The organism is Pseudomonas sp. NY15463, from assembly GCF_048068415.1.
Taxonomy (GTDB): Bacteria; Pseudomonadota; Gammaproteobacteria; order Pseudomonadales; family Pseudomonadaceae; genus Aquipseudomonas; species Aquipseudomonas mosselii_C.
Genome location: NZ_JBLUQD010000007.1, coordinates 54011 through 80393 on the forward strand (window position 1 = coordinate 54011; position 26383 = coordinate 80393).

Below are 26383 nucleotides of genomic sequence, written 5' to 3' on the forward strand. Positions count from 1 at the left end.
AGTCTCTCCTTCAAACCAGGTGCAGGGCATTGAGCACAACGTCGATCAGCTTGATCCCGGCAAACGGCACGATGAGACCGCCAACCCCGTAGATCAGCAGGTTGCGCCGCAGTAGTTGCGCGGCGCTGGCGGCCTGCACGCGCACCCCACGCAAGGCCAGCGGGATCAGCACGATGATGATCAGCGCGTTGAACACGATGGCCGACAAGATCGCACTCTGCGGGCTGGCCAGCCCCATCAGGTTGAGCACGCCCAGTTGCGGGTAGATGGCCGCGAACAGCGCCGGCAGGATGGCGAAGTACTTGGCCACGTCGTTGGCGATGGAAAAGGTGGTCAGGGCGCCACGCGTCACCAGCAGCTCCTTGCCCACCTGCACCACATCCAGCAGCTTGGTCGGGTCACTGTCCAGATCGACCATGTTGGCGGCCTCGCGGGCGGCCTGGGTGCCGTCGTTCATGGCCATGCCCACATCGGCCTGGGCCAGGGCCGGGGCGTCGTTGGCGCCGTCACCGCACATGGCCACCAGGCGGCCGTCGTTTTGCTCCTGGCGGATGCGCGCCAGTTTCTTCTCAGGCGTGGCTTCGGCCAGCACGTCGTCGACCCCAGCCTCGGCTGCGATGGCAGCAGCGGTCAACGGGTTGTCGCCAGTGACCATCACGGTGCGGATGCCCAGCTTGCGCAGTTCGGCAAAGCGCTCGCGGATGCCGGGCTTGACCACGTCCTTGAGGTGGATCACCCCAAGCAGGCGCTTGTCGACACACACCAGCAGCGGCGTGCCGCCGCTCTGGGCGATGCGCTCCACTTCGCGCGCCAAGGGCGCTGGCATTTCCAGGCGCTGCATGCCGACGAAGGCCAGCACCGCATCGACCGCGCCCTTGCGGTAGCGGCGCTGCTGGAAGTCGATACCCGACAGCCGCGTCTCGGCACTGAAGGCAATCGCCTCGTACTGGCTGGCCGAAGGCTCGGCGAAATCATGCAGTTGGCGCAGGTACTCGACGATCGACTTGCCCTCGGCGGTGTCATCGGCCAGCGAGGCGAGCAAGGCGCCCTCCCCCAACTCCTTGGCGGTCACGCCGGAGGCGGCGTGCAAGGCACTGCAACGGCGGTTGCCAAAAGTGATGGTGCCGGTCTTGTCGAGCATCAGCGTGTGCACATCGCCTGCGGCCTCCACCGCGCGGCCCGAACGGGCGATCACGTTGAGTCGCACCAGGCGGTCCATGCCGGCAATGCCGATGGCCGAGAGCAGCCCACCGATGGTGGTGGGGATCAACGTCACCAGTAGCGCGGCGAGGAAGATCAGCGGCAGGCTGCCTCCGGCGAAGTGGGCGAATGGCTGTAGCGTGACCACCACGATCAGAAAGATCAGGGTCAGCCCGATCAGCAGGATATCCAGGGCGATCTCGTTGGGCGTCTTCTGGCGCTTGGCGCCTTCCACCAGGGCGATCATGCGGTCCAGGGTGGATTCGCCGGGGTTGCTGGTGATGCGGATCAGCAGCCAGTCAGACACCAGCCGGGTATTGCCGGTGACCGCTGAACGATCACCGCCAGACTCGCGGATCACTGGCGCGGATTCGCCGGTAATGGCAGCTTCGTTGACCGCAGCGATACCTTCGAGCACCTCGCCATCGCCAGGGATCATCTCACCGGCCACGACCCGCACTACGTCGCCCTTGCGCAGTTGGGCGGCGGCGACCGCCTCGAAGCTGCCATCACCCTTACGGCGCTGGGCCATCAAGCCCTGGCTGCCCGCCTTGAGGCTGTCGGCACGGGCCTTGCCGCGCCCTTCGGCCAAGGCTTCGGCAAAGTTGGCGAACAGGACGGTGAACCACAGCCACACGGCGATTTGCATGGCAACGCCGGTGCTTACACCGTTACCGGGGGCAAAACACAGCGCAGTGGTGAGCATGGCAGTCAGGGCCACCACCAGCATTACCGGCGAGCGCTTGAGCTGGCGCGGGTCGAGCTTGACCACCGCCTGCCATAGCGCCGGGCGCCACAGCGCGCTGAAACGGGTTTGGTCCTTGGCACCGTGGGGCGCTTTCACATCGGGAATCGGCATGTTCATGGTGTATTCCTCAGAAACCCAGGCTCAGGTGTTCGGCAATCGGCCCAAGGGCCAGGCTCGGCAGGAAGGTCAGGCCGCCCACCAGCACGATGGTCACCAGCAGCAAGGTGGTGAACAGCGGGCCGTGGGTGGGGAAGCTGTTCGAGCCCTGCGGCGCGCTGTTCTTCGCCGCGAGACTGCCGGCCAGGGCCAGCACCGGCAGGATGTAGCCGAAGCGGCCGATGAGCATGGCCAAGGCGATCATCAGGTTATGGAACACCGTGTTGGCGCCAAAGCCTGCGAAGGCCGAGCCGTTGTTGGCAGCGCCCGAGGTATAGGCGTACAGCAACTGGCTGAAGCCATGCGCCCCCGGATTGCTGACCGCTCCCGCCGGGCCCGGCAGGCTGGCGGCAATCGCGCCGAGCACCAGCACGCCCACCGGCATCACCAGCAGCGTCGCCACCAGCAACTGCACCTCGCGGGCCTGGAGTTTCTTGCCCAGGTATTCGGGGGTGCGGCCAATCATCAGCCCGGCCAGGAACACCGCGATCAGCACGAACAGCAACATGCCGTAGAGCCCGGCACCGACGCCGCCAAAAATCACCTCGCCAACCATCATGTTGACCATCGCCACCATGCCGGTCAGGGGGTTGAGGCTGTCATGCATGGCATTGACCGAGCCGTTGGAGGCCGCCGTGGTGGTCACCGTCCAGAGCACCGAAGCGGTGGTGCCGAAGCGGCTTTCCTTGCCTTCGAGAGGTGCTTCATGCTGCACCTGGGCGCCGTCAAGCATCGGGTTGGGCTGGTATTCCGACCACAGCGCGACGCTACCGCCGATCACGAACAGCGCCAGCATGCAGGCGATGATCGCGCGGCTCTGGCGCAAATCCTTGACGTAGTGGCCGAAGGTGAACACCAGAGCCACCGGGATCAGGATGATCGAGACCACTTCGAACAGGTTGCTCCAGGCCGTTGGGTTTTCGAACGGGTGCGCCGAGTTGACGCCGAAGAAACCACCGCCATTGGTGCCGAGCTGCTTGATGGCGATCTGGCTGGCGGCTGGGCCCAGGGGGATGGTCTGCTCGGTGCCTTGCAGGGTGACCGCGTGGGCGTAGTCGCTGAAGGTCTGCGGCACGCCCTGCCACACCAGCAGCAGTGCCAGCAGCAGGCACAGCGGCAGCAGGCCATAAAGGGTGGCGCGCGTCAGGTCGACCCAGAAGTTGCCAAGGTTGCTGGTCGAGCGCCGGGTGATGCCCCGGCACAGCGCCACCAGCACCGCCAAGCCAGTGGCCGCGCTGACGAAGTTCTGCACGGTCAGCCCGAGCATCTGGCTCAGGTAGCTCAGCGAGGCTTCGCCGCTGTAGGCCTGCCAGTTGGTGTTGGTCACGAAGCTGACAGCGGTGTTGAGCGCCAGCGACCATTCCTGGCCCGGCAGGTGTTGCGGGTTGAGCGGCAGGCTGCCTTGCAGCAACAGCACGGCGAACAGCAGCCCGAAACCGGCCAAGTTGAAGGCCAGCAGCGCCAGGGCGTATTGCTTCCAGTTGTGTTGCCGGTCAGCGCGCACACCCGCCACGCGGTAGCAGGTGCGCTCTACCGGGCCAAGGACCGGCGACAGCCAGGTGCGCTGGCCCTCCATCACCTTGTAGTAGAAACGCCCAAGCCACGGCGCTGGCAACAGCACGAGTGCGAAGAACGCCAGCAGCAACAGGTAGTCGTAACTGTGCATGGCGGCCCCTTAGCTGCGATCGGCGCGCAGCAGCGCGACCAGCAGGTAAATCGCCAATGCCACGGCCAACAGCAGTGACAGTTCGTCGAGCATGTACATGAGGAAGTCTCCCGTAATGCGGCTTGCTGGCCGCTTTGGGAGGATTGTCCGAGGGGTGGGCGTAAAGGGGCGAGATCAGGGCGGTGGGTGGGGGATAAAGAAAGCGTAAAGATTCAGGCGGGGGTGTTTGGGTAGTGAGGTGCGGCAACAATCAGATTTAAGCCCTTTCTTGTAGTCCGTTTCCCAAATATCCTCCTACCGCCGTTTTTCCGTTGCAGCCGCCTGGGTCGGTATCTAGTCTCGGCGTGTCGTTGCATATCAACGACACAGCTTTGACAGGCTGCGACGAAAAAATCGTATACGGCTCACCTCTATGGCGGCTGTACGTGCGGGCACGCTTGCGTGCGCCGGAATTTTACGATTTTCGCCGGTCTGTCAACCCACGTACAGCTGCCACCCTTCTGTTTGACAGCAGGCAGGTGGCGGCGCTAAGGAGGAAAATCGTGATGTTGAAGATCGTCCCCGACCCACCGCATGACTGCCACTCTCTGGAAGATACCCTCATCCAGGCCACAGAGTACGCCATGTGCGCACAAGCCGTGGTACATCAGGCTGTCCAGATCGCCCCCAAGTCTCCCGCTACGGCGCTGATGCTGACCTCGGCCGATGAGCTAGGTGCGCTGCGCTCATTGCTTGAGTCGGCGCTGATTCAGTTGCAGTTCTTCAAGGCACCGCAGACGCAGCATTGAGGCATCGAACCGTTCAGGGAGATTGGACAATGACCACTGATGACACCACACCGAACACCACGGTCGGCAAGACAAAGTTTTACCAGGGCGAAGGCCATAGCGAGCCACTGTTCTGCATCGAGCCGGGGATTCCTTGCAAGCATGCGCGCGAGCAAGCCTCCGAGTTGATGGGGTGCGTACGCGAGATGACGTTGGCCGGGGTGCTGGATAAGAACGAGCAACTGGTTTGGGCTGCGCATTATTTGACGGCGATGGCTAAGGCGTTGATGGATGATGCGGAGCTGGGGATGCGGCGTTGAGGGGTTGGCTGGCGGTGTTTGACGCTTTGCAGGCTTGATCAGCAGCCAACTGATTTACAACGGACCGTGGGAGCGGGCTTGCCCGTTCCCACGCACCATGATCTATCTGACAGGGACGTAACTTGAATAGGGGGACCCGAGCCGGTCTGAGGCCAAGAAGGTTTCCAATTCATTCATGATGGATTGGGGTGTGCCAACAATCAGACTTAAGCCCTTCCTTGTAGTCCATTTCCCAAATATCCTCCTACCGCCGTTTTTCCGTTGCAGCCGCCTGGGTCGGTATCTAGTCTCGGCGTGTCGTTGCATATCAACGACACAGCTTTGACAGGCTGCGACGGTAATCACGGGTACGGTTCGCCTTCATGGTGGCTGTACGTGTGGGCACGCTTGCGTGCGCCGGAACTTGTGTGATTCCGCCGGTCTGTCAACCCACGTACAGCCGCCACCCTTCTGTTTGACAGCAGGCGGGGGGCAGCATCATTCAGGAATCATACGATGCTCAAGATCGTCCCCGACCCGCCCCATGACTGCCACTCCCTGGAAGACACCCTCATCCAGGCCACCGAGTACGCCATGTGTGCGCAAGCCGTGGTGCATCAGGCTGTCCAGATCGGCCCCAAGTCTCCCGCCACGGCACTGATGCTGACCTCGAGCCATGAACTAGGTGCGCTGCGTTCATTGCTTGAGTCAGCGCTGATTCAGTTGCAGTTCTTCAAGGCGCCGCAGACGCGACATTGAGGCTTCGAGCCGTTCAGGGAGATTGGACAATGACCACCGATGACACCACACCGAACACCACCGTCGGCAAGACCAAGTTTTACCAGGGCGAAGGTCATAGCGAACCACTGTTCTGCATTGAGCCGGGTATTCCTTGCCAACATGCGCGCGAGCAAGCTTCTGAGTTGATGGGGTGCGTACGCGAGATGACGTTGGCCGGGGTGCTGGATAAGAACGAGCAGCTGGTTTGGGCTGCGCATTATCTGACGGCGATGGCTAAGGCGTTGATGGATGATGCGGAGCTGGGGATGCGGCGTTGAGGGCTTACTCGACGGCATTTTCGGCATTGCAGGTTTGGTCAGCGCCATAGCCCAAGCCTGATTCGCAAGGGACTGGGGAGCGGGCTTGCACGCGATAGATGGCACCGGCTGCGCCGGTATCGCGGGCAAGCCCGCTCCCACGCACCATGCCACTGACAATCCACGTACCAATTTTGTACCGAACAACCTCTAACGCATGCGTGCCTGCGAACCGCGAGCCCTTCATGAAATGGCGGCTAAGTGATATCGTCGACCAATCTCATTTTGGGAGCACAGAAGTGGCCGGCGAAGTGAAGGTACTTAAAAAGCTTTTCGAGGTTGGTTACCTTGATGACGAGGATGCCAAAGTGCGTGGGATTGCCAAGCGGGCGATCGCGCACGGCTACAACACCCTGACCGAACCGCAGAAGCATGTCCTAAGCTCGTGGCTCACCAGGCAGTGCGATGGACATACGGACCCAGCGGGCGAGCTTCATGAATGCCACGTGATTCTCGAGGGCGAGGCGCTCGCAAACGCGCTTGAAAACGAAGGCTATTATGGTCGTGGTATGTGCCAAAGCTGCATTGACGAAGTTGAAGAATACGATCGTCAGTGGGACAAGATGAATGATGAATAACGCGACTAGGGCTGCCTTAGTGCAACCGATGTCGACACTCCACCTTGGCCCAGATTCACCTTAACGGAAGGCAGTACAAGCTCAAGCTTCGACTGATGCACTTTCATACGCGTCTTGAGCTCCCCTCCGAGTCGCCCATCTAATGTGAATATACAAGGACCGACATGGCAGCGCATTTAGACGAAGCTGAAAAACAGATTCTTGGAGCCCTTCTCGTTGACTTCTCTGAGCGTGGATTTGACTCATCAGTGTTTCGCAGGAGCTACGAAGGCCCTAAAATCTCAGATCTGATTAACGCAATCTGCACTAGCGACGATATTTCTACAGTAGACTTTGACCTCGCACTGAAAGATCTTGAAAAAAAGAGACTAATAAGAACTGGCCCTTACAAGGCATATGAGAATAGGCCGGGCAGCGGAGTCATGGTTGTCGGCGGCTACAGCCTCAGGGAGTATGCTGGGCTTACTGAGCAAGGCTACAGGGCAGCCAAACAGTCGCCGAATCGCCCGAACAAGTCTCAGCGAATCGTTAACAACGTTCATATCTCGGGCGGAAACTTCAACAACATGCAACTTGCTGCCGGAGAAGTAATATCCCAGAAATTAGAAACCAACTCGCTAACTGAATCTGGCACCCTACACGAACTCATAAAAATCCTTGAAACACATGGCACAGTTGTGACACGAGAGCAACAAGCAGATCTTGAATCCGTGATAATTCATGCCAATGACGGGGATGGTAAAACTGCAAAATCATTACTTGAAAAAGTATGCGGCCCAGCATGGCAGGGGCTGCAACCAGTAATGTGGCCTATTGTGGGCGATCTCATTAAAAAAAGCCTGGGCATTTAGCAAAAACCACTAAGAAAATCAAGCCAAAACTTCTTAGCGACTGGTCTAAATACACCCTAACTAAGCGCAGGCAGAGCCCAACAACCTCCGTGGCACACCCCGATTGTGCTGGAATATCAACGACAAAAGGCCCTCAAACCCCTGATATAAGGGCTTGAGGGCCTTTTAGCATCACGATAGCACTTGATCAAAATGGCATTGGTTGGCATGGAATGGCATACGGTTTGCCCCATTTTTGCCCCACCCTAGCACCTGCCCATTACCGCGAACTGACCTTCCACAGCTGATCAATCCGCGTCGTATACGACTGGCTCATCATGTCGCGCCGCATCCCCCAATCGGGGGTGCGGGGGGACGCTGCCCGCCCTCACCGTTCCCCTGCCATACCTGTCATTGATCTGATCCAGCATCGACATCAACCGGTCCGACGCCGCTTGCTGCGAAGCGGCGAACAGGTCGTCAGTGAACTCACCAGGCTGGCGAAGATCAAGCAACAACACCTCGGCCTTGCTGTAACGGTAGCCAGCCTCGAAAACCCGCTCGACCGCCTCAGTCGCTGCCCGAGTGAGTAACAGCGTGTCGTTGGTTGGATACGGCAACTCCAATAGCGCCCCCTGGGCGTGATGCAACTCGTTGGGGTTGAACATGCCCGTGCGGATACTCACCCGTATACGCTTGCAGACCGCCCCTTGGGCACGCAGCTTTTCCGCCGCTCGCCCCGCGTACGTGGCCACCGCCTGCTTGATCGGCGTCAGTTCCGTCAGGCGCCTGCCAAACATGCGGCTACAGCAGATCTCCTGCTTGGGCGGATCAGGCTCGTCCAGTTCAAGACACGGCGTGCCGGCGAGCTCTCGAGCGGTCTTCTCGATCACCACACTGAACTTGTCGCGCAGCATGCGCGGATCAGCCTTCGCCAGGTCCATGGCCGTTTTGATGCCCATACTCTCTAGGTGGGCGGTCATCTTCCGGCCAATCCCCCAGACCTCTTTGACCTCGGTGTTGCGCAACACCCAGTCGCGCTCGAACGGCCGGGTAATATCCACGACCCCACCAGTGACCTGTTGCAAGCGCTTGGCCGTGTGGTTGGCCAGCTTCGCCAAGGTTTTGGTGCGTGCGATACCTACACCCACCGGGATGCCTGTGCAGCGCAGCACCCTGGCGCGAAGGTCGCGGCCGAATTGGGTCAAATTCTCCCTCACGCCTGTGAGCTCAGCGAAACATTCGTCAATCGAATAGACCTCGCTGGCGGGCACCATCGACTCGATCAGCGACATGACCCGCTGGCTCATGTCGCCGTACAGCGCGTAATTGGACGAGAACGCGACGACGCCATGCCGCTGCAGCTTCTCCCGGGCCTGAAAGTAGGGTTCACCCATCTTCACGTAGGGCTTGGCATCGTAAGAGCGGGCGATCACACAGCCGCCGTTCTTGCTCAACACCACGATGGGGGTCTTGGCCAGGTCGGGGCGAAACACGCGCTCGCAGCTGGCGTAGAACGCATTGCAGTCGATCAACGCGAACACCGGCTCATTGGGCATGATCGCGCACGCTGTAGCGGACCACACCCCAGATGACCAAGTCGTCGCCTTCCATAATATGACGCGGCGGATACGCAGGATTCTCCGATTGCAGGATCACCATCCCGTTACGCCGGTACAGCCGTTTGCAGACCGGTTCGGCGTTGATTGCCGCGATCACGATATCGCCATGCTCCGCCTCGTTGCTGCGGTCAACGATGAGCAGATCGCCGGAAAAAATACCGGCACCTTGCATACTGTCGCCGTCCACCTGCACCAGATACACATGCGGCGCACGCAGCTCAAACAGCTCGTCAAGCGAGATGTGGCGCTCCAAATGATCCGCAGCAGGCGAAGGGAACCCAGCAGGCACGCGGAACGAATAGACGGGCATTAGCGCGGGACCGCCGATCGGCTTACCTAAAACGGTGATGGTCATATCAGATAAATCCGAACGAAACTGTATATAAATACAGTAAGCCGTCAGACGATTCCTACATCAACGGGCGGCCACCCGATACCCGACAAACGAGCGACATGAATGATGTGTGGACGGTATTCGATCTACGAGAGCATGGACCACTACCTGAGGCAACTGGCCTTGGATTTGGTGGTGATCAATGGGTATGACCATGAGCGGATCAACCGCTACAACGTCGCCCCCTCTACCCGCGTGGAAGTGATACGCCCCGTGCCGGGAGGATTGAGCGTTGATCGAGTGAAGTGGGGATGGGCGCCAGCGTGGGCCAAAGGCAAGCGACCCGACCCAATCAATGCGCGGGCCGAGACACTGATGACAGGCAAGTTCTTCAAAGCGCTTTGGCCGAATGGCCGGGTCTTGGCGCCGGCGAATGGCTGGTTTGAGTGGATCCCCGATCCTGAAGATCCAAAGCGCAAACAGCCCTACTACATTCACGCCACGGATCACGCCCCGTTGTTTTTCGCAGCGCTGACCGAGGTCCACCTGGGTCTGGAGCCAAACACGCGCGATGGTTTCGTGATCATTACCGCAGCAGCTGACCAAGGACTGATCGATATTCACGATCGCAAGCCTTTGGTACTCAGCCCCGCACGGGCACGGGAATGGATCAACCCGCAAACCTCGGTCGCGCGAGCCGCAGAAATCGTTGAAACCGGTTGTCGGCCGGCTAGCGACTTCAAGTGGCACGCGGTGAGCAAAAAGGTAGGGGATGTGCGTAACCAAGGCGAAGACTTGGTGCGTCCGCGGGATGAGTAATGGGCTATCGCACTTTGCAGTAGAAGCACCGGCTGCGCCCGTATCGCTGGCGAGCCCGCTCCCACGCACCATTTGCTGCTCGAAAGGAGCGCAACCCGAATCGGGGTATGTGAGCAGGCCTAAGACTCAGAAGGTTCGTGGTGTACCCATGATGAGTTGGACCAATCTTCACAGACACCCTTATTTTCAAGGCCTTCAGCATGATAAGCGCGGCTTTATATCAGTACTGCCAACGGAAAGTCACTCTGCTCATTTGAAATTTGCCTCGATGCTGGCTTATTGCTATGGTCTGCGCCTTCCTGGGCTAGCAAGACGATCTAGCCCGTGCCTGACATGGAAATCAGTATGCTCAACCTAACTTCAGTCATTGTATATCTGTGGATCCACTTCTTCAAAATTCGCCCAAAGACCACAGTGCTTGCCACCATCGCCCTTTTTGCAGTAATTACAGTCATCATCATTACTGCATTACGCATTGACGAAGAGAAGAGAAATCAAAAACTAATGGGGAGCGACAACTATCAAACCCAGATCAACCAGTTGAATGCCACCGAAAAGAACATTCAAGATCTTCTAGCCTTTGTTAAGTCACAGAAAAATTCGCTTCGCGAAACGGAAGAGACGTTATTGACACTAAAGTCCGAGCAAGAGAAACTCAGACCTCTAGTCGAAACAGATCGAGCAACAGTGGAAGCGGTGCTAAGAGCTCAAGAAGAGCGAGCCGGCACTAATATCTGGAAGGAGCGGCTGATTGGTTTTTTGTTAGGAGTATTTGGCTCTATTGTTGCATCCATCATCTGGATGATCGCACTAATACTCCTCAAGAAGCACACGAAACTTTTTAAATCAGATTGATTTGAGAGGCGCTCCTCTTTCCCCACCGGGGCAACCTAGGTGCGCATGAAGTGAAACACGGCGCCTCCAGCGACGACTTAAATCTAGCGCTCATGAGATGGAAATTGGGCCAAAGCGCTCGGCTAAGTGACGCTTGCCCCATCTTCGGAAATATCAGAGCGCTCATAACTCGCAAGCCTTTACCGCATGAGAAACCAAGTGCTAGGCATCCACTCGGCCTGCCTCTTCAACGCACTAGATGATAAAAAACAGAAAGGAATGATTTAGCACATGAGAGCCAGAAAATTTAAACAGGACACGTTAAAATTTCTGACAACGCTCCCAACAGAATTACTTCTAGGTATATTCATGGGCACAATTCCAATTTTGTGGTTTAGCAATAGCCCGGAAACGTTGCGCGAGATGGTCTCCGGGCTATTGGCTATCGAGCAACTAGTTCACTACTACTCTTGCGCCGCCATAATCTACTTAATGGCAACGGTGATCAAGTACTACACCCGCTTCAGATCCGACGAAAACACCCGAAGAATAAATTACACATACGTAATCGTTTCTGACGTTGGGCTCGGCATTCAGTCAATACTGCGGGCTGGCGGAGGCGTGGCGCTTGGCATAATCGCATCACCCCAAGATATAACCTTCACCACCACCCTAACCAACCTAACGCTCTTACAGATCGCCGCGTCTGCCTTGCTAGTGAGCGGTGCGATCTCCATGTCTAGAAATGAAGTAGCCAAACGTTCTGAGCGAGGAACTTACGACAATCCTTTAAAAATGGATATCAGATACCCTAAAATCACTAGCCTGTAGCAGCTAAACGCTTGAGCCAGGCGGTGACTGAGTACATTTTACAGGAGCCGCGATCCACGCACCAATATAGAACCATGACAAGTGAATTGCGCCAAGACAAGCCGTCAGGCTCAGTCTGGCGCAAGAATCGTAGCAATAAACGCGCATGAAAAAACTTACTGTTTGGAGAGCAATTCTGACGGACAACTCCAGCTTCTAACGTTTCTCTCTTCGCCCAACGAGATTACCTCCAGACAGCCACTGAAGGGTGGTTCTTTATCCTTAGGGGTTTCCAGATAAGTGACTGGCGCCGGAGCATTGTCGATTTGCTCCTGGCATTTTTGTGCATCGGCAAGATACGCATTAAAAGCCTCTTCTGGTTTTTGCGTGCGGATATTACCTGCCACGACAGACCAGTATTGCCCGGCGCTGTAGCCTACATTACGGCAATGAGACAGCGGAGAGACCACGCTACCAAATACATCACCTTCCGCTCTAAGCTCCGACATCTTTTTAAACTGCGCGACCAGACCTGAACCTACCGGCAGAGATTTTAGGCTCTTGATTTCGCCAACATAACCGGTGGTTTTCAAAAGGAAGGCTATAGCATCCCCTCGCTGCGCCTGATACTGGCTGATTTCCTTGGCGTTGTCACCGGCTACCTTGTAAGCGTGGCCGTCACAAGCAGCCAAGAGCTAAGCCACCAGCAATGCAGATGCAGCCGAACAAACAACGTGTTTAAACTCTCTCATATTCCATTCCATTTTTTGTAATCCCTAACTACAACTTCAACACATTTGACGCGCGCATCGTACAGTACTCAAACGGCAAACCAAATAGCACCGGCTGCGCCCATATTGCGGGCAAGCCCACTCTCACAGATAAAATTTTAACTAATTGGCTCATAAGGAGATTCGTGGAAGCGGGCTTGCCCGCGAACACCGGCAAAGCCGGTGCCACCCACCGCGCCGCCTGATTCGCGGGAAAGCCCGCTCCCACAGGGTGTGCGCGCACCTGCAGGATCAGTTCTCTGCGCGACAGGGAGCGCGGTTCGAACTGGCACACGTGAGCCGGCAGGTGCCTTTCCTGATAAACTACTGCCCTTTTCATGGCCTGGCTCAACCGACCTCATGTGCGGGAGCCGGGCCATCGTATTCATGGCTGTGCTACACGACCACCCGCGCTGCTGATTTGTAGCAACACCCTCGACACATACGCAAAATCAGCAGCCAGCAGCACCCAACGAGAGACTCGAAATGCAACCGATCCAGGCAGAAAACCCCAAGAACTTCGGCGATAACGTAGTCAGGAGGTTTTCCGTTGCACCTATGATGGACTGGACCGATCGTCATTGTCGCTTCTTCCTGCGCCTGCTCTCAAAAAACGCCCTGCTCTACACCGAAATGGTCACCACCGGTGCCCTGCTGCACAACGACGCCAACCGTTTCCTGCGTCACGACATATCCGAGCACCCGCTGGCCCTGCAACTGGGCGGCAGTGTGCCGGCGGACCTGGCGGCCTGCGCCAAGCTGGCCGAGCAGGCGGGCTATGACGAGGTCAACCTCAATGTCGGCTGCCCCAGTGACCGGGTGCAGAACAACATGATCGGCGCTTGCCTGATGGGCCATCCGGCGCTGGTGGCCGATTGCGTCAAGGCCATGCAGGATGCGGTGAGCATTCCGGTGACGGTCAAGCACCGCATCGGCATCAATGGCCGCGACAGCTATGCCGAGCTGTGCGATTTCGTCGGTCAGGTGCGCGACGCGGGGTGCCGCAGCTTCACCGTGCATGCGCGCATCGCCATCCTCGAAGGGTTGTCGCCCAAGGAAAACCGCGAGATTCCGCCGCTGCGCTACGACATAGCCGCGCAGCTCAAGGCCGATTTCCCGGCGCTGGAACTGGTGCTCAACGGCGGGATCAAGACCCTCGAAGAATGCCACACCCACCTGCAAACCTTCGACGGGGTGATGCTGGGGCGCGAGGCGTACCACAACCCGTACCTGCTGGCGCAGGTGGACCAGCAGCTGTTCGGCAGCCAGGCGCCGGTGGTGAGCCGCAGCGAAGCGATGGAAAAACTGCGTCCGTATATCGTTGCGCACATGCAGAGCGGGGGCGCGATCCATCACATCACCCGGCATATCCTGGGCCTTGGCCAAGGCTTCCCGGGCGCGCGCAAATTCCGCCAGTTGCTCTCGGCCGACATTCACAAGACCGACGCGCCGCTGGCGGTGCTGGACCAGGCCGCCGAGCTGCTGCAAGGGCGCTGAGGGAACCTGCGCCAGGGTTGCGACTCGAAGGCTTGTCGTGCAGTGGCCCCGGCGTCCGGGGCGGCTGCGCAACCCGGCACCAGGCCGGCCCTTGAGTGGCCGCCGGGGCTCGGGTAATGTCGAGCCATTGCACAGGACAGAGCACGCCCATGACCTCCAAGCTGGAACAACTCAAACAGTTCACCACCGTGGTCGCCGACACCGGGGACCTGGACGCCATCACCCGGCTCAAGCCGGTGGACGCCACCACCAACCCGTCGCTGCTGCTCAAGGCTGCCGCCATCCCCGGTTACGCCGATTTGCTCAAGCAGGTCAAAAGCGATGCCAAGGGCAATATCGACCTGGCCTGCGACAAGTTCGCGGTGGCCGTGGGGGCGGGCATTCTCAAGGTGATTCCAGGGCGTATCTCCACCGAAGTGGATGCCCGGTTGTCGTTCGATGAGCCGGCGCTGCTGAAAAAGGCCCAACAGCTGATTGCGCTGTACGAAGCGGCGGGCATACAGCGCGATCGCGTACTGATCAAGCTGGCCTCCACCTGGGAAGGCATCCGCGCCGCCGAGAAACTCGAAAAGCAAGGCATCCAGACCAACCTGACCCTGCTGTTCTCCTTCGCCCAGGCCCAGGCCTGCGCCGATGCCGGGGTGTTCCTGATCTCGCCGTTCGTAGGGCGCATCTACGACTGGTACAAGAAAAGCACCGGCAAAGAGTATGTCGGCGCCGAGGATCCGGGCGTGCAGTCGGTGACCCGCATCTACGACTACTACAAGACCAACGGTTACGACACCGTGGTCATGGGCGCGAGTTTCCGCAACATCGGCCAGATCGAGCAACTGGCCGGCTGCGACCGCCTGACCATCAGCCCTGAGCTGCTGCAACAACTGTCCGACGATCAGGGCGAGCTGCCGCGTATCCTCAAGCCAGGCAATACTGGCGAAGCCAAGCAGCACCTGAGCGAGAGCCAGTTCCGCTGGGCGATGAACGAGGATGCCATGGGCACCGAGAAACTGGCCGAAGGTATCCGCCAATTCGCGCGCGACCAGGAAAAACTGGAGAATCTGATGGCTGACAAGGCCTGAAACATATTCCGGTTGATCGACGGGTGGGGAATGCCGAGCATTCTTCGCCCGTTTTTCGTTGGGGTGGCGAGTAACGCGGATCGCGGGGCACACCCGCCCCTACGGCTCAACCGCTGTGAATGCGGGCCTGCCCCGCGATAACGCTTTCGACCTTCCCCCAAGCCGAGCCTTAGATGTCCCCTGCCGCCCCACTCCCCCTCGTCCTCGCAGGCCCGGTCCTGCGCCGCCTCGAACCCCAGCGCCTAGCAATCTGGCTGGTTGGCTCGCAGCCCTTGCAGCCCGCGTTTTGGCTCGACTGCCCCGGCATCACGCCGCGCCTTTCTTGCGACACCATCGCCGTGGGCGAGCAAGCCTTCGTGCACTTGCTGGACATCCGCTTCGACCACCCACTGCCCTGCGATGTGGCGCTGAGCTACGACGTGCTCCTGGGCAATGGCCAGAGTATCGCCGACTGGGCGCCGCACCTGCTTTACCCAGGCGCCAGCCGGCCCAACCTGGTGCTGCGCACACAGATGGACCAGTTGCTCCACGGCTCCTGCCGCAAGCCACACCACCCGGTAGCGGACGGGCTGCTCTGCGCCGACCGCCTGCTGGCGGCCAACCCATTGCCAGCAGAGCGGCCTGCGGTGTTGCTGATGACCGGCGATCAGGTCTACGCCGACGATGTCGCCGGCCCCATGCTGCGGGCCATCCACACCCTGATCGCGCGCCTGGGCTTGTTCGACGAGGCGTTGGACGGCGCCCTGGTGGACAGTGCCAAGGCGCTGTACCGCCACCCGGCCTGCTATTACCGCCGCCCCGACCTGCTGCCGGCACAAGAGGCCAACGCGTCGCTGCGCGAGCGCTTCTTCGGTGGCAAGCGCAAGCCGATCTTCTCGTCCAGCAACGCCGACAATCATTTGGTGACGTTCGCCGAGGTCATGGCCATGTACCTGCTGGCATGGTCGCCGCTGCCGTGGACATTGGTGGACATGGACATGCCTGCTGGGCTCGCAGCCGAGCACCAAGCCCGCTACCTACGCGAGCTGCCGCTGATCGAGGCGTTTCGCGACGGCCTCGGCCAGGTGGCCCGAGCGATGGCCCACCTGCCCTGCCTGATGATTTTCGACGACCACGACATCACCGACGACTGGAACCTGTCGGCACAGTGGGAGCAGACCGCCTACGGCCATCCGTTCTCACGGCGGATCATCGGCAATGCGCTGTTGGGGTATCTGCTGTGCCAAGGGTGGGGCAACGATCCTGACGCCTGCGCCCCACTGATCGGGCAGTGCCACGACCTGCAACAGGGCAACGCCCAGGATGCCCTGATCGGCGAACTGCTGCGCTTTCAGGGCTGGCAGTACCAACTGCCAAGCAATCCGCCGCTATTGGTGCTGGACACCCGCACTCGCCGCTGGCGTAGCGAGCGCAGCCTGGACAAGCCCTCCGGGCTGCTGGATTGGGAGGCGCTGTGCGAGCTGCAACAGGCTCTGCTCGACCACCCTTCGGCGATCATCGTGTCACCGGCGCCGATTTTCGGGGTCAAGTTGATTGAGGCGGTGCAGCGGGTGTTCAGTGCGCTGGGCTACCCGCTGCTGGTGGACGCCGAGAACTGGATGGCCCACCGCGGCGCCGCCCAGGTGGTGCTGAACATATTCCGCCACTCGCGTACACCGGGGCACTATGTTGTGCTGTCGGGCGATGTGCACTATTCGTTCGTCTACGAAGTGCTGATCCGCCACCGCCAGCACAGCCCGCACCTGTGGCAGGTGACCAGCAGCGGCATCAAGAACGAATTTCCACGGCGCCTGCTGGATGTGCTGGACCGCCTCAACCGCTGGCTCTACTCGCCGCGCTCGCCGCTCAACTGGTTCACCCAGCGCCGGCAAATGGAGGTGGTCCCGCGCGTCCCCAGCCACAGCAAGGCGGGCGAGCGGTTATGGAACAGCGCAGGGTTGGGGCAAGTGTTCTTCGATGCGCAGGGACGACCGGAGCGGGTGTTGCAGCTCAATGCCGATGGAGAACCGGCGACGGAATTCGTCAGACGGGCGTGAGTAGACGCTTGATAGCGTGCTGGCTGCTTCGCGGGTAAATCGGGGCGCCGAACCGCCGCTCCCACAGGCTATGCGGTGCCTGGGAGCAGGCAACCAGCACAGGGATTAAATCAGGAGCGTTCTAGCGCGCTGACCAGGTCATGGAAGGCTTCGCGGTTGGAGTCGTTCAAGCCCATGAGGATCTTGTGCGCCTCCAGCACCTTGGAGCGCACCACGCTCTCGTCCTGGTCCTGCGACGGCAAGTCGGTCAGGCACTCGGGGCAAGGCACAGGGCGATCGACGATGTTGAACACCTGATCGAAGCCCATCGATTGCAGCAGGCGCGAGATGTCCGGGTTGGTGGTCACCACGGTTGGCAACAAGCCGACTTTCTGCCGCGACAGGATCGACAGCTTCGCCAGCAGGCCCAAGGTAGTGCTGTCGATGCTTTCGGTCTCGGTCAGATCGATGACGATGGCCGAGAAGTTCAGCGCTGTGAAGATTTTCTCGATCGTCGCATCCAGCGCCGAGCACAGGGTCAGGCGCACTTCACCGACAAATTTCAGAACGAAGGTGCCGCTCTGTTCGGCGAACTGGATTCTACCGGTAGTCATTCAAGGTTCCTGCTCAACACCAATAGGGCGATATCATCCGGCATCTCCCCAAGCGTAGCCAATTCGAATCGTTGGCGCAGCCCCTCCAGGCTACCCCCCGCCGCCTTGACGATCTCCGGCAAGGCAGCTTCCTTATCTTTGAGTGTGGGCCCCGGCAAAAGGTCCAAGATGCCATCAGACATCAGGGTAAGGCTGAACTGCGGCGGCAGCTCCAGCACCTGATCCTGATAACTGGCCTCATCGAACAACCCCACCGGCAGGCCACGACCTTCAAGGTAGCGCATGCCGTTCGGGGTATACAGCACCGGCAATGGCAAGTGGCCACCAACACTATAGGTGAGCAGGCCGGTGTCTTCGTCGATGACGCCGCCGACCATGGTCACATGCTTGCCCAGCTTGCAGTTGATCAGCCCACGGTTGATGTGCCCGAGCACTTCCGAGGGCTTGAAGTCGCGCATCTTGCCGCTGCGCTTGAATTCGAACAACAGCCGCGTGGTCATGAACTTGAGCAGCACGGTGACGAATGCCGACGACGCGCCATGCCCGGATACGTCCGCCAGGTAAAAGGCGATGCGCCGCTCATCGACCCGGAAGTAATCGGCAAAATCACCCGACAGATACAGCGACGGGATGATCTGGTGCTCGAAGGCGAACTCCCCGGCCACCCACGGGCTCTCCGGGAGCATGTTCATTTGCACCTGGCGCCCGGCGTTCTGGTCTTCCTGTAGCAGGTGCAGGCTGGCTTCGAGTTCGCGGTTGGCCGCCTCGAGCTTGTCGCGGTAGCGCTGGTTTTCCAGGACCAGGTGCGAGCGATCCAAGGCACGCCGTACCGAATGCTCGAGCACCGCCAGGTCTTCCAGGGGTTTGATCAGGTAATCGGCAGCGCCCAGGCGCAAGGCCTCGACCGCGTCGCTCATGACCCCGGCACCCGACACCACGATCACCGGCAACTGCGGCGCGCGCTCGCTGATGCGACGGATCAATTCGAGGCCACCCATCTGCGGCATGCGCAGATCGCAGATCACGAGGTCGGGCTGGTGTTCTTCGAAGACCTGGAGCCCCTGCTGGCCATTGCCGGCCTGGAGGACGCTGAAGCCGCTGTCTTCCAGATAGGCGGCGAGGCTGGCACGTACCACGTCGTCGTCATCGATAATCAGCAGCGTTGCACTGGTTTTCTGCATGTGGGCGAACGGCGCCAGATTTGGTTGGCGTAGCGACTGCGGGCGGGCCGACAGACGGCTACTGGAAATGCTCTCTAGCCACTCTCTATTTGAGTTGTAGGACATGAAGACGGGTCCGGCAAATAGGGAGGTGCCCTGTAAGGCGCTGACGGTACTCCCATCCGCCTGGCGTTTCAAGCACGAGAAGGTAGACTTCCCTGCACTTTACAGGGCAAATCACACAGCGTTATAACAAAGCCGACCAGCGCGACCTGAGGAAAGGATACCGGCATGTCCCAACGTGACTACAGCGAAAAGCGCGATTTCATCCGCATGCGCATCGATACCGAGATCAACCTGGTGCATGCCGGCCAGGTGATCAGCGCCACCTGCATCGACCTCTCAAGCAGCGGCATGCAGGTCAGTGCACCACAGCGCTTTCAGGTGGGTGATCAGCTCGATGTGCACATCAGCTCCGACATCCAGGCCTTGAGCGGCCTGCACGCCAGCACCGAGGTGGTGTGGATCGCCGATCAGCCGGACGGTGCGCAGAAGTTCGGCCTGCGCATCCTGGCGATGCACTGAGCGCCACGCAGACGAAAGGGTTAGTGCCAGCCTGTTAAGCCAATGGGGCCGCTGCGCGACCCCAACTACAGCAACAAAGACTTAACCGACAGGCCCCTGTGCATGAGCGCAACGCTTAGAAGTCGTCTTCGACCTCGCCATCCTTGACCTTGAACTCGCGGTTCTGCAAGTAGGCGTTGCGGATGAAGATGTACTTGTCACCCTGCATCAGCTTCTCGGCCGAGAGCAGGCTGGCACGCGTGTCGATCACGTCCAGGGCGAAGATCGAGTTGCGCGTAGGCACGTGATCGATGTAGCGGTAGGGTTCGGTGTAGCTGTCTGGGTACTTGGCCAGGCCGTCACGCACGGTGCTTGGCCCGAGCAGCGGAATGACCACGTAAGGGCCACTGGGCACGCCCCAGTAACCGAGGGTCTGGCCGAAGTCCTCGTCATTGCGCTGCAGGCCCATCTTGGTGCCCACATCGAAGAAACCGCCCAGGCCGAACGTGGTGTTGACGATCAGCCGCGCGGTGTCGATACCTGCCGCGCGTGGCTTGAGTTGCAACACGTCGTTGGCGAGGTTGGTGACATCGCCGAGGTTGCGGAAGATGTTGTGGATGCCATCTTCGAGAAACTGCGGTGTGACAGCCTGGTAGCCTTGGGCCAACGGCTTGAGGGCATAGGTGTCCACGGTATCGTTGAACCTGAAGATCGGACGGTTCACCGCCTCCCAAGGGTCGTCTTCAGTGGCCGCCTGGGTCGCGGTCATCGGGGCCAGCAGCAGGCTGGCGCAGACACAGGCCTGGGTGATTCGATCGATCACGCCGGCGCCGATCCTACGCATAGATGTCTCTCCATCGGGATTCACGTGTGCAGCGGCCTTTCGCTACTGCAGGTCAAGCCGCCAGTATAATGGCTTGCTCGCCGTTTGATAGCTTCCCACAGCGTTGCTCAACATTTTGTGAACGACCGTTGCGTCATCGCCCAGTCACAATCCCTGGCTAGCCTGGGATGTATTTCAGGGAAGTGACCATGCACGACGCACCCGCCTTCACCGCTGTGTTATTCAGCCTGCGCGGCTGCTTGGTCCACGCCACGCATGGCAACCCGCTGCCCGGCCCCTTGGCATCGCTGGCCAGCCTGCGCGCGCGCCAGGTGCCCTGCATATGGCTCGACGACCTCAGCCCGGCCCAAGGCAAACGCCTGGCCCGAGTACTGCCCGACTGGTTGCCCGGCCAAAGCGCCCCTGCCGGGCCCGCCCCGAATGCCTGCTGGCACGCGCTGATGACCCTGGGCAGCCCACGCGTGGCAGGCAGTGTACTGGTCAGTGGCGATCCTTTGCTGTTGCAATCAGCCCTGAATGCCGGGCTGTGGACGGTGGGCCTGGCGGCCTGCACCCCAGCGCAAGCCATGACGGCACAGGCACAGGAGCTTGCGCGCGGCAAAGCCACCCTGGCGCTGTACAGCCTCGGTGTGCATTCGGTTATCGACCATCTGGAGGCACTCGACAGTTGCCTGGCGGACATCGCCCTACGTTGGCACAAAGGCGAAAAACCCTGATACAGGGGGCATTGATACCGGTCATGCAAAGCCGCGGCAGGTGGATTACGCTACAAGACAGGCAAGAACCTTTACCGCTTCGCTGAGGTCCATGCCTTGCCAAGCCATTGATGGAGTAAGAACAAATGCCTGCCCGCGAACTGCAAGAACGCCTCAACAGCCTGCGCGAGCAACTGGACCGCAACGTGCCGCTGACGGACGCGGAGCTGGCCAGCCTGCACGAAGAAGCCCGGCAGATAGAGGCCCAGCTCAAGCTCGAAGAAGCCACGCCAGATAACAACCTGGTGGATGGCGTCAACCTGGCCATCGAACGCTTCGAGGCCGATCACCCCGACCTCACCGCCACCTTGCGCAGCATCGCCAACTCGCTGCACAGCATGGGGATCTGACCTACCGACCTCACAGGGGGCCGCACGCGCCCCCACCCTTCTATTTACTGACGCACCAGACGCAGGTTCTGCGGACTGATCGGCGCGGTGCTGCGGTACGGGTTGATGTCCAAGCCACCGCGGCGCACATACCGCGCATACACCGTCAGGTGCTCCGGTTGCAGCAGGTTCTTCAAGTCCAGGTAGATGCGCTCGACGCACTGCTCGTGAAAATCGGCATGCTGGCGGAAGCTGATCAGGTAGGTCAGCAAGCTAGCATGCTCAAGTGCCCGTCCCTTGTACTCGACCACCACGCTGCCCCAGTCCGGTTGGCCGGTGACCGGGCAGTTGGACTTGAGCAGGTGGCTGTGAACGGTTTCCTCCACCAGCCGATCGGGAGCACAGCGCAGTAGCTCCGGTTGCGGGTGGGTATAGTTGCTGATGCTCACATCCAACGCATCGATGCACAGGCCGGGCAAGGCCGTTACACCCTGGGCCTGGACCTCGGCCAGGCTGCTGAGCTTGACCGCCACCGCCTTGCCCGCCGCCTTGGACAGATCTTCGACAAGGCATGCCTGGAGCGCGTCGACGGTGGCGAACACCGTCTGGTTCAGCGAATTGAGGTAGAGCTTGAACGACTTCGACTCGATGATATTCGGCGAATCGCAGGGAATGGCGAACTCACCGATGGCCACCACGGGCTTACCCGAGGGCAACAGCCAAGACAGCTCGAAGCAGTTCCAGAAATCCACACCCTGCCACGGCAGCGCATCACCGCTGACACCCAATTCCGCCCACTTGGCCAGGCGCGGGATGGGGAACAGCAGTTCGGGGGAGTAGGTAGCGATGTATTCGCTGGACTTGCCCAGCGGGGAATGTTCGGCGGCGGGATGCATGGAAACTGACCTGAAGGTTCGAAATAACCCCTAGTCTACCGGTTTTGCGCCCCGCCTTGGAGCGCTGCTCACTCGATGCTCAGTGGCCCGACCATGCCGGCTTGGTAATGTCCGGGCACATTGCAGGCGAACTCGATGGGCGCGGACTTGCGGAAGGTCCAGGTCAGCTCTGCACGCTGGCCGGGCTGCACCAGCACGGTATTGCCAGCACCATGAGCATGCCCATCGCCCGCTTTCATCTGGCCATGGTCCATAGTGCCGTGGTCCATGCCCTCATGGTTCATACCAGCACTGAACACTTTGCCCTGCATGGCCAGCATCTCTTTCTGATGTTCGGCATGCATGGCCTTGTCACCCAGGTTGAACTCATGCGGCAACTGGCCTTGGTTGATCAGCACGAAGCGTACGGTTTCACCCGCCTTCACCGTCAGCGCCTTGGGCTCGAAGGCGATATCCTTGAGCACCACCTCGACGGTGCGGGTAGCCTTGGCCGCAGGCGCAGGCTCGCCGAAGGCGAAGGTGTCGGCCAGGCTCGGCAGGCTGACCAGCGCGAGGGCGGTAGTGAAGAACAGGTGTTTCATCGCAGGCTCCGAATCATGCAGGGAATACCGCCATTTTCACGGGGGCTGGCTGGCAACTGGCTGACAGGTAGATTACAACGTTGTCAGCTTGGCTGAGCAGGCAGATCGTCGCGTATCATCCCTGGCACGATGCGCTCGCGCAGGCTGGCACCGTTGGAGCCCTGATGAAACTACTGATCGTCGAAGACCAGGCCAAGACCGGCCAGTACCTTGCCCAAGGCCTGAGCGAAGCAGGTTTTGCCATCGAACTTGCCGCCGACGGCGACACCGGCCAGCACCTGGCGCTGACCGGCGACCATGACTTGCTGATACTCGATGTGATGCTGCCAGGGCGCGACGGCTGGCAGATCCTGCAAGCCGTGCGCCAGGCCGGACGAGGCACCCCGGTGCTATTTCTCACTGCCCGCGACGCCATCGAAGACCGCGTCCACGGCCTGGAGCTGGGCGCCGACGACTACTTGGTCAAACCCTTTGCCTTCGCCGAGTTGCTGGCCCGGGTACGCACCTTGCTACGGCGCGGCGCCAGCAACACCCAGGACAGTTGCCTGAGCCTGGCAGACCTGCGCCTGGACCTGATCCGCCGCCGTGCCGAACGCAACGGCACGCGCATCGACCTGACCGCCAAGGAATTCGCCTTGCTCGAACTGCTGCTGCGCCGTCAGGGCGAGGTGCTGCCCAAGTCGCTGATTGCCTCGCAGGTGTGGGACATGAACTTCGACAGCGACACCAATGTGATCGAAGTGGCTATCCGCCGCCTACGCCTCAAGATCGACGATCCGCACCCGCTCAAGCTCATCCACACCGTACGCGGCATGGGCTATGTCCTCGAAGAGCGCCAGGACTGATGCCGCGCCTGTCGCTCGCCAGCCGCCTGGCCCTGTTGTTCGCAGCCTGCACCGCCACGGTGTCGCTGGGTGCCGGCTTGCTGTTCAGCCATGCCAGCGCCCAACACTTCATCGAACTCGATCAACAGTTGCTCAGTGCACGCCTGTCAGTGATGCGCAGCCTGCTCGACGGTGTCCACACCCCATCGCAGTTGTCCGCCCGCCTGCCAGCAGTGCTGGGCGAGCTGAGCCATCAGTCCGACCTGGCGCTGCAAGTGCGCGGCAGCGATGGCACGCTATGGTTCGCCAGCCGCCCCGGCCTGCCCGACGCGCCCAACCCCACGGGCCTTGCCACGCTGCATGCGCTCGACACCGACTACCGCAGCCTGAGCCAACCCGGCATACCGCAGTTGACCTTGTTGCTCGACATCACCCATCACCAGCATTTCTTACAGGGCATGCAGCGCCTGATCTGGCTGACAGTCGGGCTGTCTGCCCTGGCCACCGCCTTGCTCGGGGCCTGGGCCGCACGTCGCGGACTCAAGCCGCTGCGCCAGATGGGCAAGGTAGCGGCCAGCGTCAACGCCCGCTCGCTGACCACACGCCTGCCGCAGGCACAAATGCCCGAAGAACTCGCGGCATTGGCAGGCACGGTGAATGCCATGCTGCAACGCCTGGACGACGCCTTCCAGCGCCTATCGGCGTTCAGCGCCGATATCGCCCATGAGCTGCGTACACCGTTGTCCAACCTGCTCACCCACACCCAGGTCACCCTCACTCGCCCGCGCAGCCTGGAAGATTACCGCGAAGCCCTGCACAGTAACCTCGAAGAGCTGCAATGGATGGCGCAACTGGTCAACGACATGCTCTACCTGGCCAAGGCCGACCACGGACTGCTCACCCCTACCCGCCAGCCGCTGGACCTGGCGAGCGAGGCCGATGCGCTGTTGGAGTTCTACGCGCCGCTGGCAGAGGAGGCCGCGGTGCGGCTGCGCCGCGAAGGTACGGCGCACGTGCAAGGCGACCGTCATATGCTGCGCCGCGCGCTGTCCAACCTGCTGGACAATGCCCTGCGTTTCACCCCCGAGGGTGGCGAGATCCGCGTGACACTGGACGATGGGGTGCGCATCTGCGTAGCCAACATCGGGCCGGCCATCGAGCCTGCGCTGCTGGAGCGCCTGTTCGACCGTTTCTACCGGGTAGACCCGTCGCGCCAGGTGAGCAACAGCGAGCATGCAGGATTGGGGCTGGCGATCACCCGCTCGATCGTGCAGGCGCACGGAGGGAGCATTCGCGCGACGTGTGCACACGGGTGGACGCGGTTCGTGATCGAACTACCTGGAGCCGTATGACCAGGGCTGCTTTGCAGCCCTTCGCCGTGCTCCAATATTCCGGCAAGCCCGCGCCTACAGGGACGTGAGCGGGTTACTCGTAACGCAACGCCATCGCCGGCTCGATCTGCGAAGCACGGTAGGCGGGGTAAATCGTCGCCAGGAAGCTCATGATCAGACCGGCCGTGCAAATCAGCAGTACATCGCCCACTTGCAGGTCCGACGGCAAGCTGCTGATGAAGTAGAGGTCGGAGGTAAAGATGTGCCGGCCACTGACCCGCTCCAGCCAGCCGACCACCTCGCTCACATTGATTGCCAACAGCACCCCCAGCACTCCACCGATCAACGTACCGACAATGCCGATCAGACTGCCTTGTACCATGAACGTGCCCATGATCTGCGCCGGCGTGGCACCGAGGGTACGCAGGATCGCAATGTCCGCGCCCTTGTCGTTCACTACCATCACCAAGGTGGCGATGATGTTGAACGCGGCGACCGCGATGATCATCAGCAGCAACAGGCCGATCATGGTTTTTTCCATTTTCATCGCGCTGAACAGGCTGCCTTGGGTATGCGACCAGTCATCGGCGCGGTAGCCCTCGCCCAACCCAGCGGCAATCGCCTTGGACACCTGTGGCGCGGCGTACAGGTCCTGTAGCTTCAGGCGCACACCTTGCACCTGGCCCGCTGCCCAGCGCTGCATCGCCGCGGCATCGGCGATATGGATGTAGGCTTGCGAGCCATCGAGTTCCGCACCGACCTTGAAGATGCCCGCCACCGTAAGGCGCTGCATGCGCGGGGTGATGCCGCCCGGCTCGCTGCTGAGTTCGGGTACGATCAGGGTCAGCTTGTCGCCGGTATTCAAGCGAAAGCGCCGTGCAGTCAACTCGCCGATCACCACCCCGTACTCGCCTGCCACCAGGTTCTGCAGGCTGCCCTGGACGATGTGCTGAGCGACGATGGACACCTTGGGCTCTTCGCTGGGATCGATGCCAGCCACCTGGATCGGCTGCATCGCCCCCCTGTAGGAAAGCATGCCTTCCATTTCGGTGATGGGCGCGGTGGCGATCACCGCCGGATTGGCCTCGGCGGCGGCAGCCACCTTGCGCCAGTCATCCAGCGGCTGCACGCCGAGGATCGCAGCGTGCGGCACCAACCCCAGCACCCGTGAACTCATCTCGCGCTGGAAGCCGTTCATCACCGACAGCACCGTGATCATCGCCACGACGCCGAGCGACAGGCCGATCATCGAGGTCAAGGAGATGAACGAGATGAAGTGGTTGCGGCGCCTGGCACGGGTGTAGCGAGCACCGATGAACAAGGGCAAGGGTCTGAACATGAACAGGAACACCCAATGAAATAGTGAA

The 26383-nt window shown here is 60.4% G+C and carries 28 protein-coding genes and 1 pseudogene; 17 read left to right on the forward strand and 12 right to left on the reverse strand.

The window, feature by feature from the left end; all coding sequences use genetic code 11:
- Positions 1 to 10 precede the first annotated feature (10 nt).
- Genes kdpB through kdpF form a run of 3 tightly spaced genes read right to left on the reverse strand, consistent with a single transcriptional unit; the run spans position 11 to position 3869 of the window.
- Positions 11 to 2065, reverse strand: a complete 2055-nt coding sequence (kdpB, locus tag ACNFIC_RS18165) for a potassium-transporting ATPase subunit KdpB (protein ID WP_416781560.1) — start codon at positions 2063 to 2065, stop codon at positions 11 to 13.
- Between the two features lie 10 nt (positions 2066 to 2075).
- Complete coding sequence (gene kdpA, locus ACNFIC_RS18170) at positions 2076 to 3770, reverse strand: potassium-transporting ATPase subunit KdpA (protein ID WP_416781561.1); 1695 nt, start codon at positions 3768 to 3770, stop codon at positions 2076 to 2078.
- Positions 3771 to 3779: 9 nt separating this feature from the next.
- Complete coding sequence (kdpF, locus tag ACNFIC_RS18175; RefSeq protein WP_138220114.1) at positions 3780 to 3869, reverse strand: K(+)-transporting ATPase subunit F; 90 nt, start codon at positions 3867 to 3869, stop codon at positions 3780 to 3782.
- Positions 3870 to 4315: 446 nt separating this feature from the next.
- Here kdpF and ACNFIC_RS18180 point away from each other — a divergent pair, with 446 nt between their 5' ends.
- From ACNFIC_RS18180 to ACNFIC_RS18205, 6 genes are all read left to right on the forward strand, one after another.
- Complete coding sequence (locus ACNFIC_RS18180) at positions 4316 to 4558, forward strand: hypothetical protein (RefSeq protein ID WP_416781562.1); 243 nt, start codon at positions 4316 to 4318, stop codon at positions 4556 to 4558.
- Positions 4559 to 4587: 29 nt separating this feature from the next.
- Positions 4588 to 4857: a DUF3077 domain-containing protein gene (locus tag ACNFIC_RS18185; protein ID WP_416781563.1), complete on the forward strand. Its 270-nt coding sequence runs from the start codon at positions 4588 to 4590 to the stop codon at positions 4855 to 4857.
- Between the two features lie 495 nt (positions 4858 to 5352).
- A complete protein-coding gene (locus tag ACNFIC_RS18190; RefSeq protein WP_416781564.1) occupies positions 5353 to 5595 on the forward strand; it encodes a hypothetical protein in 243 nt (80 codons plus the stop codon).
- Between the two features lie 29 nt (positions 5596 to 5624).
- Positions 5625 to 5894 carry a DUF3077 domain-containing protein gene (locus tag ACNFIC_RS18195; RefSeq protein WP_416781565.1) on the forward strand — a complete coding sequence of 90 codons (270 nt, stop codon included), beginning with the start codon at positions 5625 to 5627 and terminating at the stop codon, positions 5892 to 5894.
- Between the two features lie 224 nt (positions 5895 to 6118).
- Positions 6119 to 6511: a hypothetical protein gene (locus ACNFIC_RS18200; protein ID WP_416781566.1), complete on the forward strand. Its 393-nt coding sequence runs from the start codon at positions 6119 to 6121 to the stop codon at positions 6509 to 6511.
- 164 nt (positions 6512 to 6675) lie between these two features.
- The gene (locus ACNFIC_RS18205; protein WP_416781567.1) at positions 6676 to 7362 is read left to right on the forward strand and encodes a hypothetical protein; all 687 of its coding nucleotides are present in this window, start codon (positions 6676 to 6678) and stop codon (positions 7360 to 7362) included.
- Between the two features lie 259 nt (positions 7363 to 7621).
- On the opposite strand, the pseudogene umuC reads toward ACNFIC_RS18205, so the two are convergent.
- Both umuC and ACNFIC_RS18215 read right to left on the reverse strand, forming a co-directional pair.
- A pseudogene (umuC, locus tag ACNFIC_RS18210) lies at positions 7622 to 8900 on the reverse strand (translesion error-prone DNA polymerase V subunit UmuC).
- Positions 8890 to 9318 (reverse strand): LexA family protein, encoded by a 429-nt coding sequence (locus ACNFIC_RS18215; protein ID WP_416781568.1) that lies wholly within the window; start codon positions 9316 to 9318, stop codon positions 8890 to 8892. Before ACNFIC_RS18215 ends, umuC begins: the two are co-directional and overlap by 11 nt.
- A 105-nt stretch (positions 9319 to 9423) precedes the next feature.
- Between ACNFIC_RS18215 and ACNFIC_RS18220 the strand changes: the two genes are divergently transcribed.
- The 3 genes from ACNFIC_RS18220 to ACNFIC_RS18230 all read left to right on the forward strand — a co-directional run bounded on the left by ACNFIC_RS18220 (position 9424) and on the right by ACNFIC_RS18230 (position 11781).
- Positions 9424 to 10116, forward strand: a complete 693-nt coding sequence (locus ACNFIC_RS18220; RefSeq protein ID WP_416781681.1) for an SOS response-associated peptidase family protein — start codon at positions 9424 to 9426, stop codon at positions 10114 to 10116.
- 345 nt (positions 10117 to 10461) lie between these two features.
- Positions 10462 to 10971, forward strand: coding sequence for a hypothetical protein (locus ACNFIC_RS18225; RefSeq protein ID WP_416781569.1), 510 nt, complete (start codon positions 10462 to 10464; stop codon positions 10969 to 10971).
- A gap of 270 nt (positions 10972 to 11241) precedes the next feature.
- Positions 11242 to 11781: a hypothetical protein gene (locus ACNFIC_RS18230; RefSeq protein ID WP_416781570.1), complete on the forward strand. Its 540-nt coding sequence runs from the start codon at positions 11242 to 11244 to the stop codon at positions 11779 to 11781.
- 155 nt (positions 11782 to 11936) lie between these two features.
- On the opposite strand, the gene ACNFIC_RS18235 is transcribed toward ACNFIC_RS18230, so the two are convergent.
- A complete protein-coding gene (locus ACNFIC_RS18235) occupies positions 11937 to 12452 on the reverse strand; it encodes a hypothetical protein (RefSeq protein WP_416781571.1) in 516 nt (171 codons plus the stop codon).
- Between the two features lie 564 nt (positions 12453 to 13016).
- On the opposite strand from ACNFIC_RS18235, the gene dusA reads away from it, so the two are divergent.
- From dusA to ACNFIC_RS18250, 3 genes are all read left to right on the forward strand, one after another.
- Positions 13017 to 14027 (forward strand): tRNA dihydrouridine(20/20a) synthase DusA, encoded by a 1011-nt coding sequence (dusA, locus tag ACNFIC_RS18240; protein WP_416781572.1) that lies wholly within the window; start codon positions 13017 to 13019, stop codon positions 14025 to 14027.
- A 149-nt stretch (positions 14028 to 14176) separates the two neighbouring features.
- Positions 14177 to 15103 carry a transaldolase gene (gene tal / locus ACNFIC_RS18245; protein WP_138220123.1) on the forward strand — a complete coding sequence of 309 codons (927 nt, stop codon included), beginning with the start codon at positions 14177 to 14179 and terminating at the stop codon, positions 15101 to 15103.
- A 173-nt stretch (positions 15104 to 15276) separates the two neighbouring features.
- Positions 15277 to 17139 carry an alkaline phosphatase D family protein gene (locus ACNFIC_RS18250; protein ID WP_416781573.1) on the forward strand — a complete coding sequence of 621 codons (1863 nt, stop codon included), beginning with the start codon at positions 15277 to 15279 and terminating at the stop codon, positions 17137 to 17139.
- Between the two features lie 110 nt (positions 17140 to 17249).
- Here the strand turns inward: ACNFIC_RS18250 and rssC are convergent, their stop codons facing one another.
- Together rssC and rssB are read right to left on the reverse strand one after the other, a co-directional pair.
- On the reverse strand, positions 17250 to 17732 hold the full coding sequence (gene rssC, locus ACNFIC_RS18255; protein ID WP_138220125.1) for an anti-sigma factor antagonist RssC: 483 nt from the start codon (positions 17730 to 17732) through the stop codon (positions 17250 to 17252).
- Entirely contained in the window at positions 17729 to 18913 is a 1185-nt protein-coding gene (rssB, locus tag ACNFIC_RS18260) for a two-component system response regulator RssB (RefSeq protein ID WP_416781682.1), read from the reverse strand. The genes rssC and rssB overlap by 4 nt, the downstream gene beginning before the upstream one ends.
- Before the next feature lie 270 nt (positions 18914 to 19183).
- On the opposite strand from rssB, the gene ACNFIC_RS18265 reads away from it, so the two are divergent.
- Complete coding sequence (locus ACNFIC_RS18265) at positions 19184 to 19477, forward strand: PilZ domain-containing protein (protein WP_138220126.1); 294 nt, start codon at positions 19184 to 19186, stop codon at positions 19475 to 19477.
- Between the two features lie 115 nt (positions 19478 to 19592).
- On the opposite strand, the gene ACNFIC_RS18270 is transcribed toward ACNFIC_RS18265, so the two are convergent.
- The gene (locus ACNFIC_RS18270) at positions 19593 to 20300 is read right to left on the reverse strand and encodes a VacJ family lipoprotein (RefSeq protein WP_138220127.1); all 708 of its coding nucleotides are present in this window, start codon (positions 20298 to 20300) and stop codon (positions 19593 to 19595) included.
- A gap of 188 nt (positions 20301 to 20488) precedes the next feature.
- Between ACNFIC_RS18270 and ACNFIC_RS18275 the strand changes: the two genes are divergently transcribed.
- Both ACNFIC_RS18275 and ACNFIC_RS18280 read left to right on the forward strand, forming a co-directional pair.
- Entirely contained in the window at positions 20489 to 21016 is a 528-nt protein-coding gene (locus ACNFIC_RS18275; RefSeq protein WP_416781574.1) for a phosphonoacetaldehyde phosphonohydrolase-related protein, read from the forward strand.
- 125 nt (positions 21017 to 21141) lie between these two features.
- Positions 21142 to 21405 (forward strand): DUF4404 family protein, encoded by a 264-nt coding sequence (locus tag ACNFIC_RS18280; protein ID WP_138220129.1) that lies wholly within the window; start codon positions 21142 to 21144, stop codon positions 21403 to 21405.
- 44 nt (positions 21406 to 21449) lie between these two features.
- On the opposite strand, the gene queF is transcribed toward ACNFIC_RS18280, so the two are convergent.
- A complete protein-coding gene (queF, locus tag ACNFIC_RS18285) occupies positions 21450 to 22280 on the reverse strand; it encodes an NADPH-dependent 7-cyano-7-deazaguanine reductase QueF (RefSeq protein WP_138220130.1) in 831 nt (276 codons plus the stop codon).
- A 68-nt stretch (positions 22281 to 22348) separates the two neighbouring features.
- Positions 22349 to 22861, reverse strand: a complete 513-nt coding sequence (locus ACNFIC_RS18290; protein ID WP_138220131.1) for a cupredoxin domain-containing protein — start codon at positions 22859 to 22861, stop codon at positions 22349 to 22351.
- A gap of 164 nt (positions 22862 to 23025) precedes the next feature.
- Here ACNFIC_RS18290 and ACNFIC_RS18295 point away from each other — a divergent pair, with 164 nt between their 5' ends.
- Complete coding sequence (locus tag ACNFIC_RS18295; RefSeq protein WP_138220132.1) at positions 23026 to 23706, forward strand: heavy metal response regulator transcription factor; 681 nt, start codon at positions 23026 to 23028, stop codon at positions 23704 to 23706.
- Positions 23703 to 25037, forward strand: a complete 1335-nt coding sequence (locus ACNFIC_RS18300) for a heavy metal sensor histidine kinase (protein ID WP_416781683.1) — start codon at positions 23703 to 23705, stop codon at positions 25035 to 25037. The genes ACNFIC_RS18295 and ACNFIC_RS18300 overlap by 4 nt, the downstream gene beginning before the upstream one ends.
- Before the next feature lie 73 nt (positions 25038 to 25110).
- Here ACNFIC_RS18300 and ACNFIC_RS18305 read toward each other — a convergent pair whose 3' ends face one another.
- Positions 25111 to 26355 (reverse strand): lipoprotein-releasing ABC transporter permease subunit, encoded by a 1245-nt coding sequence (locus ACNFIC_RS18305; RefSeq protein WP_138220133.1) that lies wholly within the window; start codon positions 26353 to 26355, stop codon positions 25111 to 25113.
- Positions 26356 to 26383: the final 28 nt, after the last annotated feature.

Bases quoted from the DNA above. Each gene is read 5' to 3' on its own strand.
- ACNFIC_RS18230 (WP_416781570.1), top strand. From the start codon at position 11,242: ATGAGAGCCAGAAAATTTAAACAGGACACGTTAAAATTTCTGACAACG.
- ACNFIC_RS18195 (WP_416781565.1), top strand. From the start codon at position 5,625: ATGACCACCGATGACACCACACCGAACACCACCGTCGGCAAGACCAAG.
- kdpA (WP_416781561.1), bottom strand. From the start codon at position 3,770: ATGCACAGTTACGACTACCTGTTGCTGCTGGCGTTCTTCGCACTCGTG.
- ACNFIC_RS18280 (WP_138220129.1), top strand. From the start codon at position 21,142: ATGCCTGCCCGCGAACTGCAAGAACGCCTCAACAGCCTGCGCGAGCAA.
- ACNFIC_RS18220 (WP_416781681.1), top strand. From the start codon at position 9,424: ATGTGTGGACGGTATTCGATCTACGAGAGCATGGACCACTACCTGAGG.
- ACNFIC_RS18265 (WP_138220126.1), top strand. From the start codon at position 19,184: ATGTCCCAACGTGACTACAGCGAAAAGCGCGATTTCATCCGCATGCGC.
- ACNFIC_RS18200 (WP_416781566.1), top strand. From the start codon at position 6,119: ATGAAATGGCGGCTAAGTGATATCGTCGACCAATCTCATTTTGGGAGC.
- ACNFIC_RS18305 (WP_138220133.1), bottom strand. From the start codon at position 26,355: ATGTTCAGACCCTTGCCCTTGTTCATCGGTGCTCGCTACACCCGTGCC.
- tal (WP_138220123.1), top strand. From the start codon at position 14,177: ATGACCTCCAAGCTGGAACAACTCAAACAGTTCACCACCGTGGTCGCC.
- ACNFIC_RS18190 (WP_416781564.1), top strand. From the start codon at position 5,353: ATGCTCAAGATCGTCCCCGACCCGCCCCATGACTGCCACTCCCTGGAA.
- rssC (WP_138220125.1), bottom strand. From the start codon at position 17,732: ATGACTACCGGTAGAATCCAGTTCGCCGAACAGAGCGGCACCTTCGTT.
- ACNFIC_RS18225 (WP_416781569.1), top strand. From the start codon at position 10,462: ATGCTCAACCTAACTTCAGTCATTGTATATCTGTGGATCCACTTCTTC.
- ACNFIC_RS18270 (WP_138220127.1), bottom strand. From the start codon at position 20,300: ATGCGTAGGATCGGCGCCGGCGTGATCGATCGAATCACCCAGGCCTGT.
- ACNFIC_RS18290 (WP_138220131.1), bottom strand. From the start codon at position 22,861: ATGAAACACCTGTTCTTCACTACCGCCCTCGCGCTGGTCAGCCTGCCG.
- ACNFIC_RS18205 (WP_416781567.1), top strand. From the start codon at position 6,676: ATGGCAGCGCATTTAGACGAAGCTGAAAAACAGATTCTTGGAGCCCTT.
- ACNFIC_RS18185 (WP_416781563.1), top strand. From the start codon at position 4,588: ATGACCACTGATGACACCACACCGAACACCACGGTCGGCAAGACAAAG.
- dusA (WP_416781572.1), top strand. From the start codon at position 13,017: ATGCAACCGATCCAGGCAGAAAACCCCAAGAACTTCGGCGATAACGTA.
- ACNFIC_RS18275 (WP_416781574.1), top strand. From the start codon at position 20,489: ATGCACGACGCACCCGCCTTCACCGCTGTGTTATTCAGCCTGCGCGGC.
- rssB (WP_416781682.1), bottom strand. From the start codon at position 18,913: ATGCAGAAAACCAGTGCAACGCTGCTGATTATCGATGACGACGACGTG.
- kdpF (WP_138220114.1), bottom strand. From the start codon at position 3,869: ATGTACATGCTCGACGAACTGTCACTGCTGTTGGCCGTGGCATTGGCG.
- ACNFIC_RS18295 (WP_138220132.1), top strand. From the start codon at position 23,026: ATGAAACTACTGATCGTCGAAGACCAGGCCAAGACCGGCCAGTACCTT.
- ACNFIC_RS18215 (WP_416781568.1), bottom strand. From the start codon at position 9,318: ATGACCATCACCGTTTTAGGTAAGCCGATCGGCGGTCCCGCGCTAATG.
- kdpB (WP_416781560.1), bottom strand. From the start codon at position 2,065: ATGAACATGCCGATTCCCGATGTGAAAGCGCCCCACGGTGCCAAGGAC.
- ACNFIC_RS18250 (WP_416781573.1), top strand. From the start codon at position 15,277: ATGTCCCCTGCCGCCCCACTCCCCCTCGTCCTCGCAGGCCCGGTCCTG.
- queF (WP_138220130.1), bottom strand. From the start codon at position 22,280: ATGCATCCCGCCGCCGAACATTCCCCGCTGGGCAAGTCCAGCGAATAC.
- ACNFIC_RS18180 (WP_416781562.1), top strand. From the start codon at position 4,316: ATGTTGAAGATCGTCCCCGACCCACCGCATGACTGCCACTCTCTGGAA.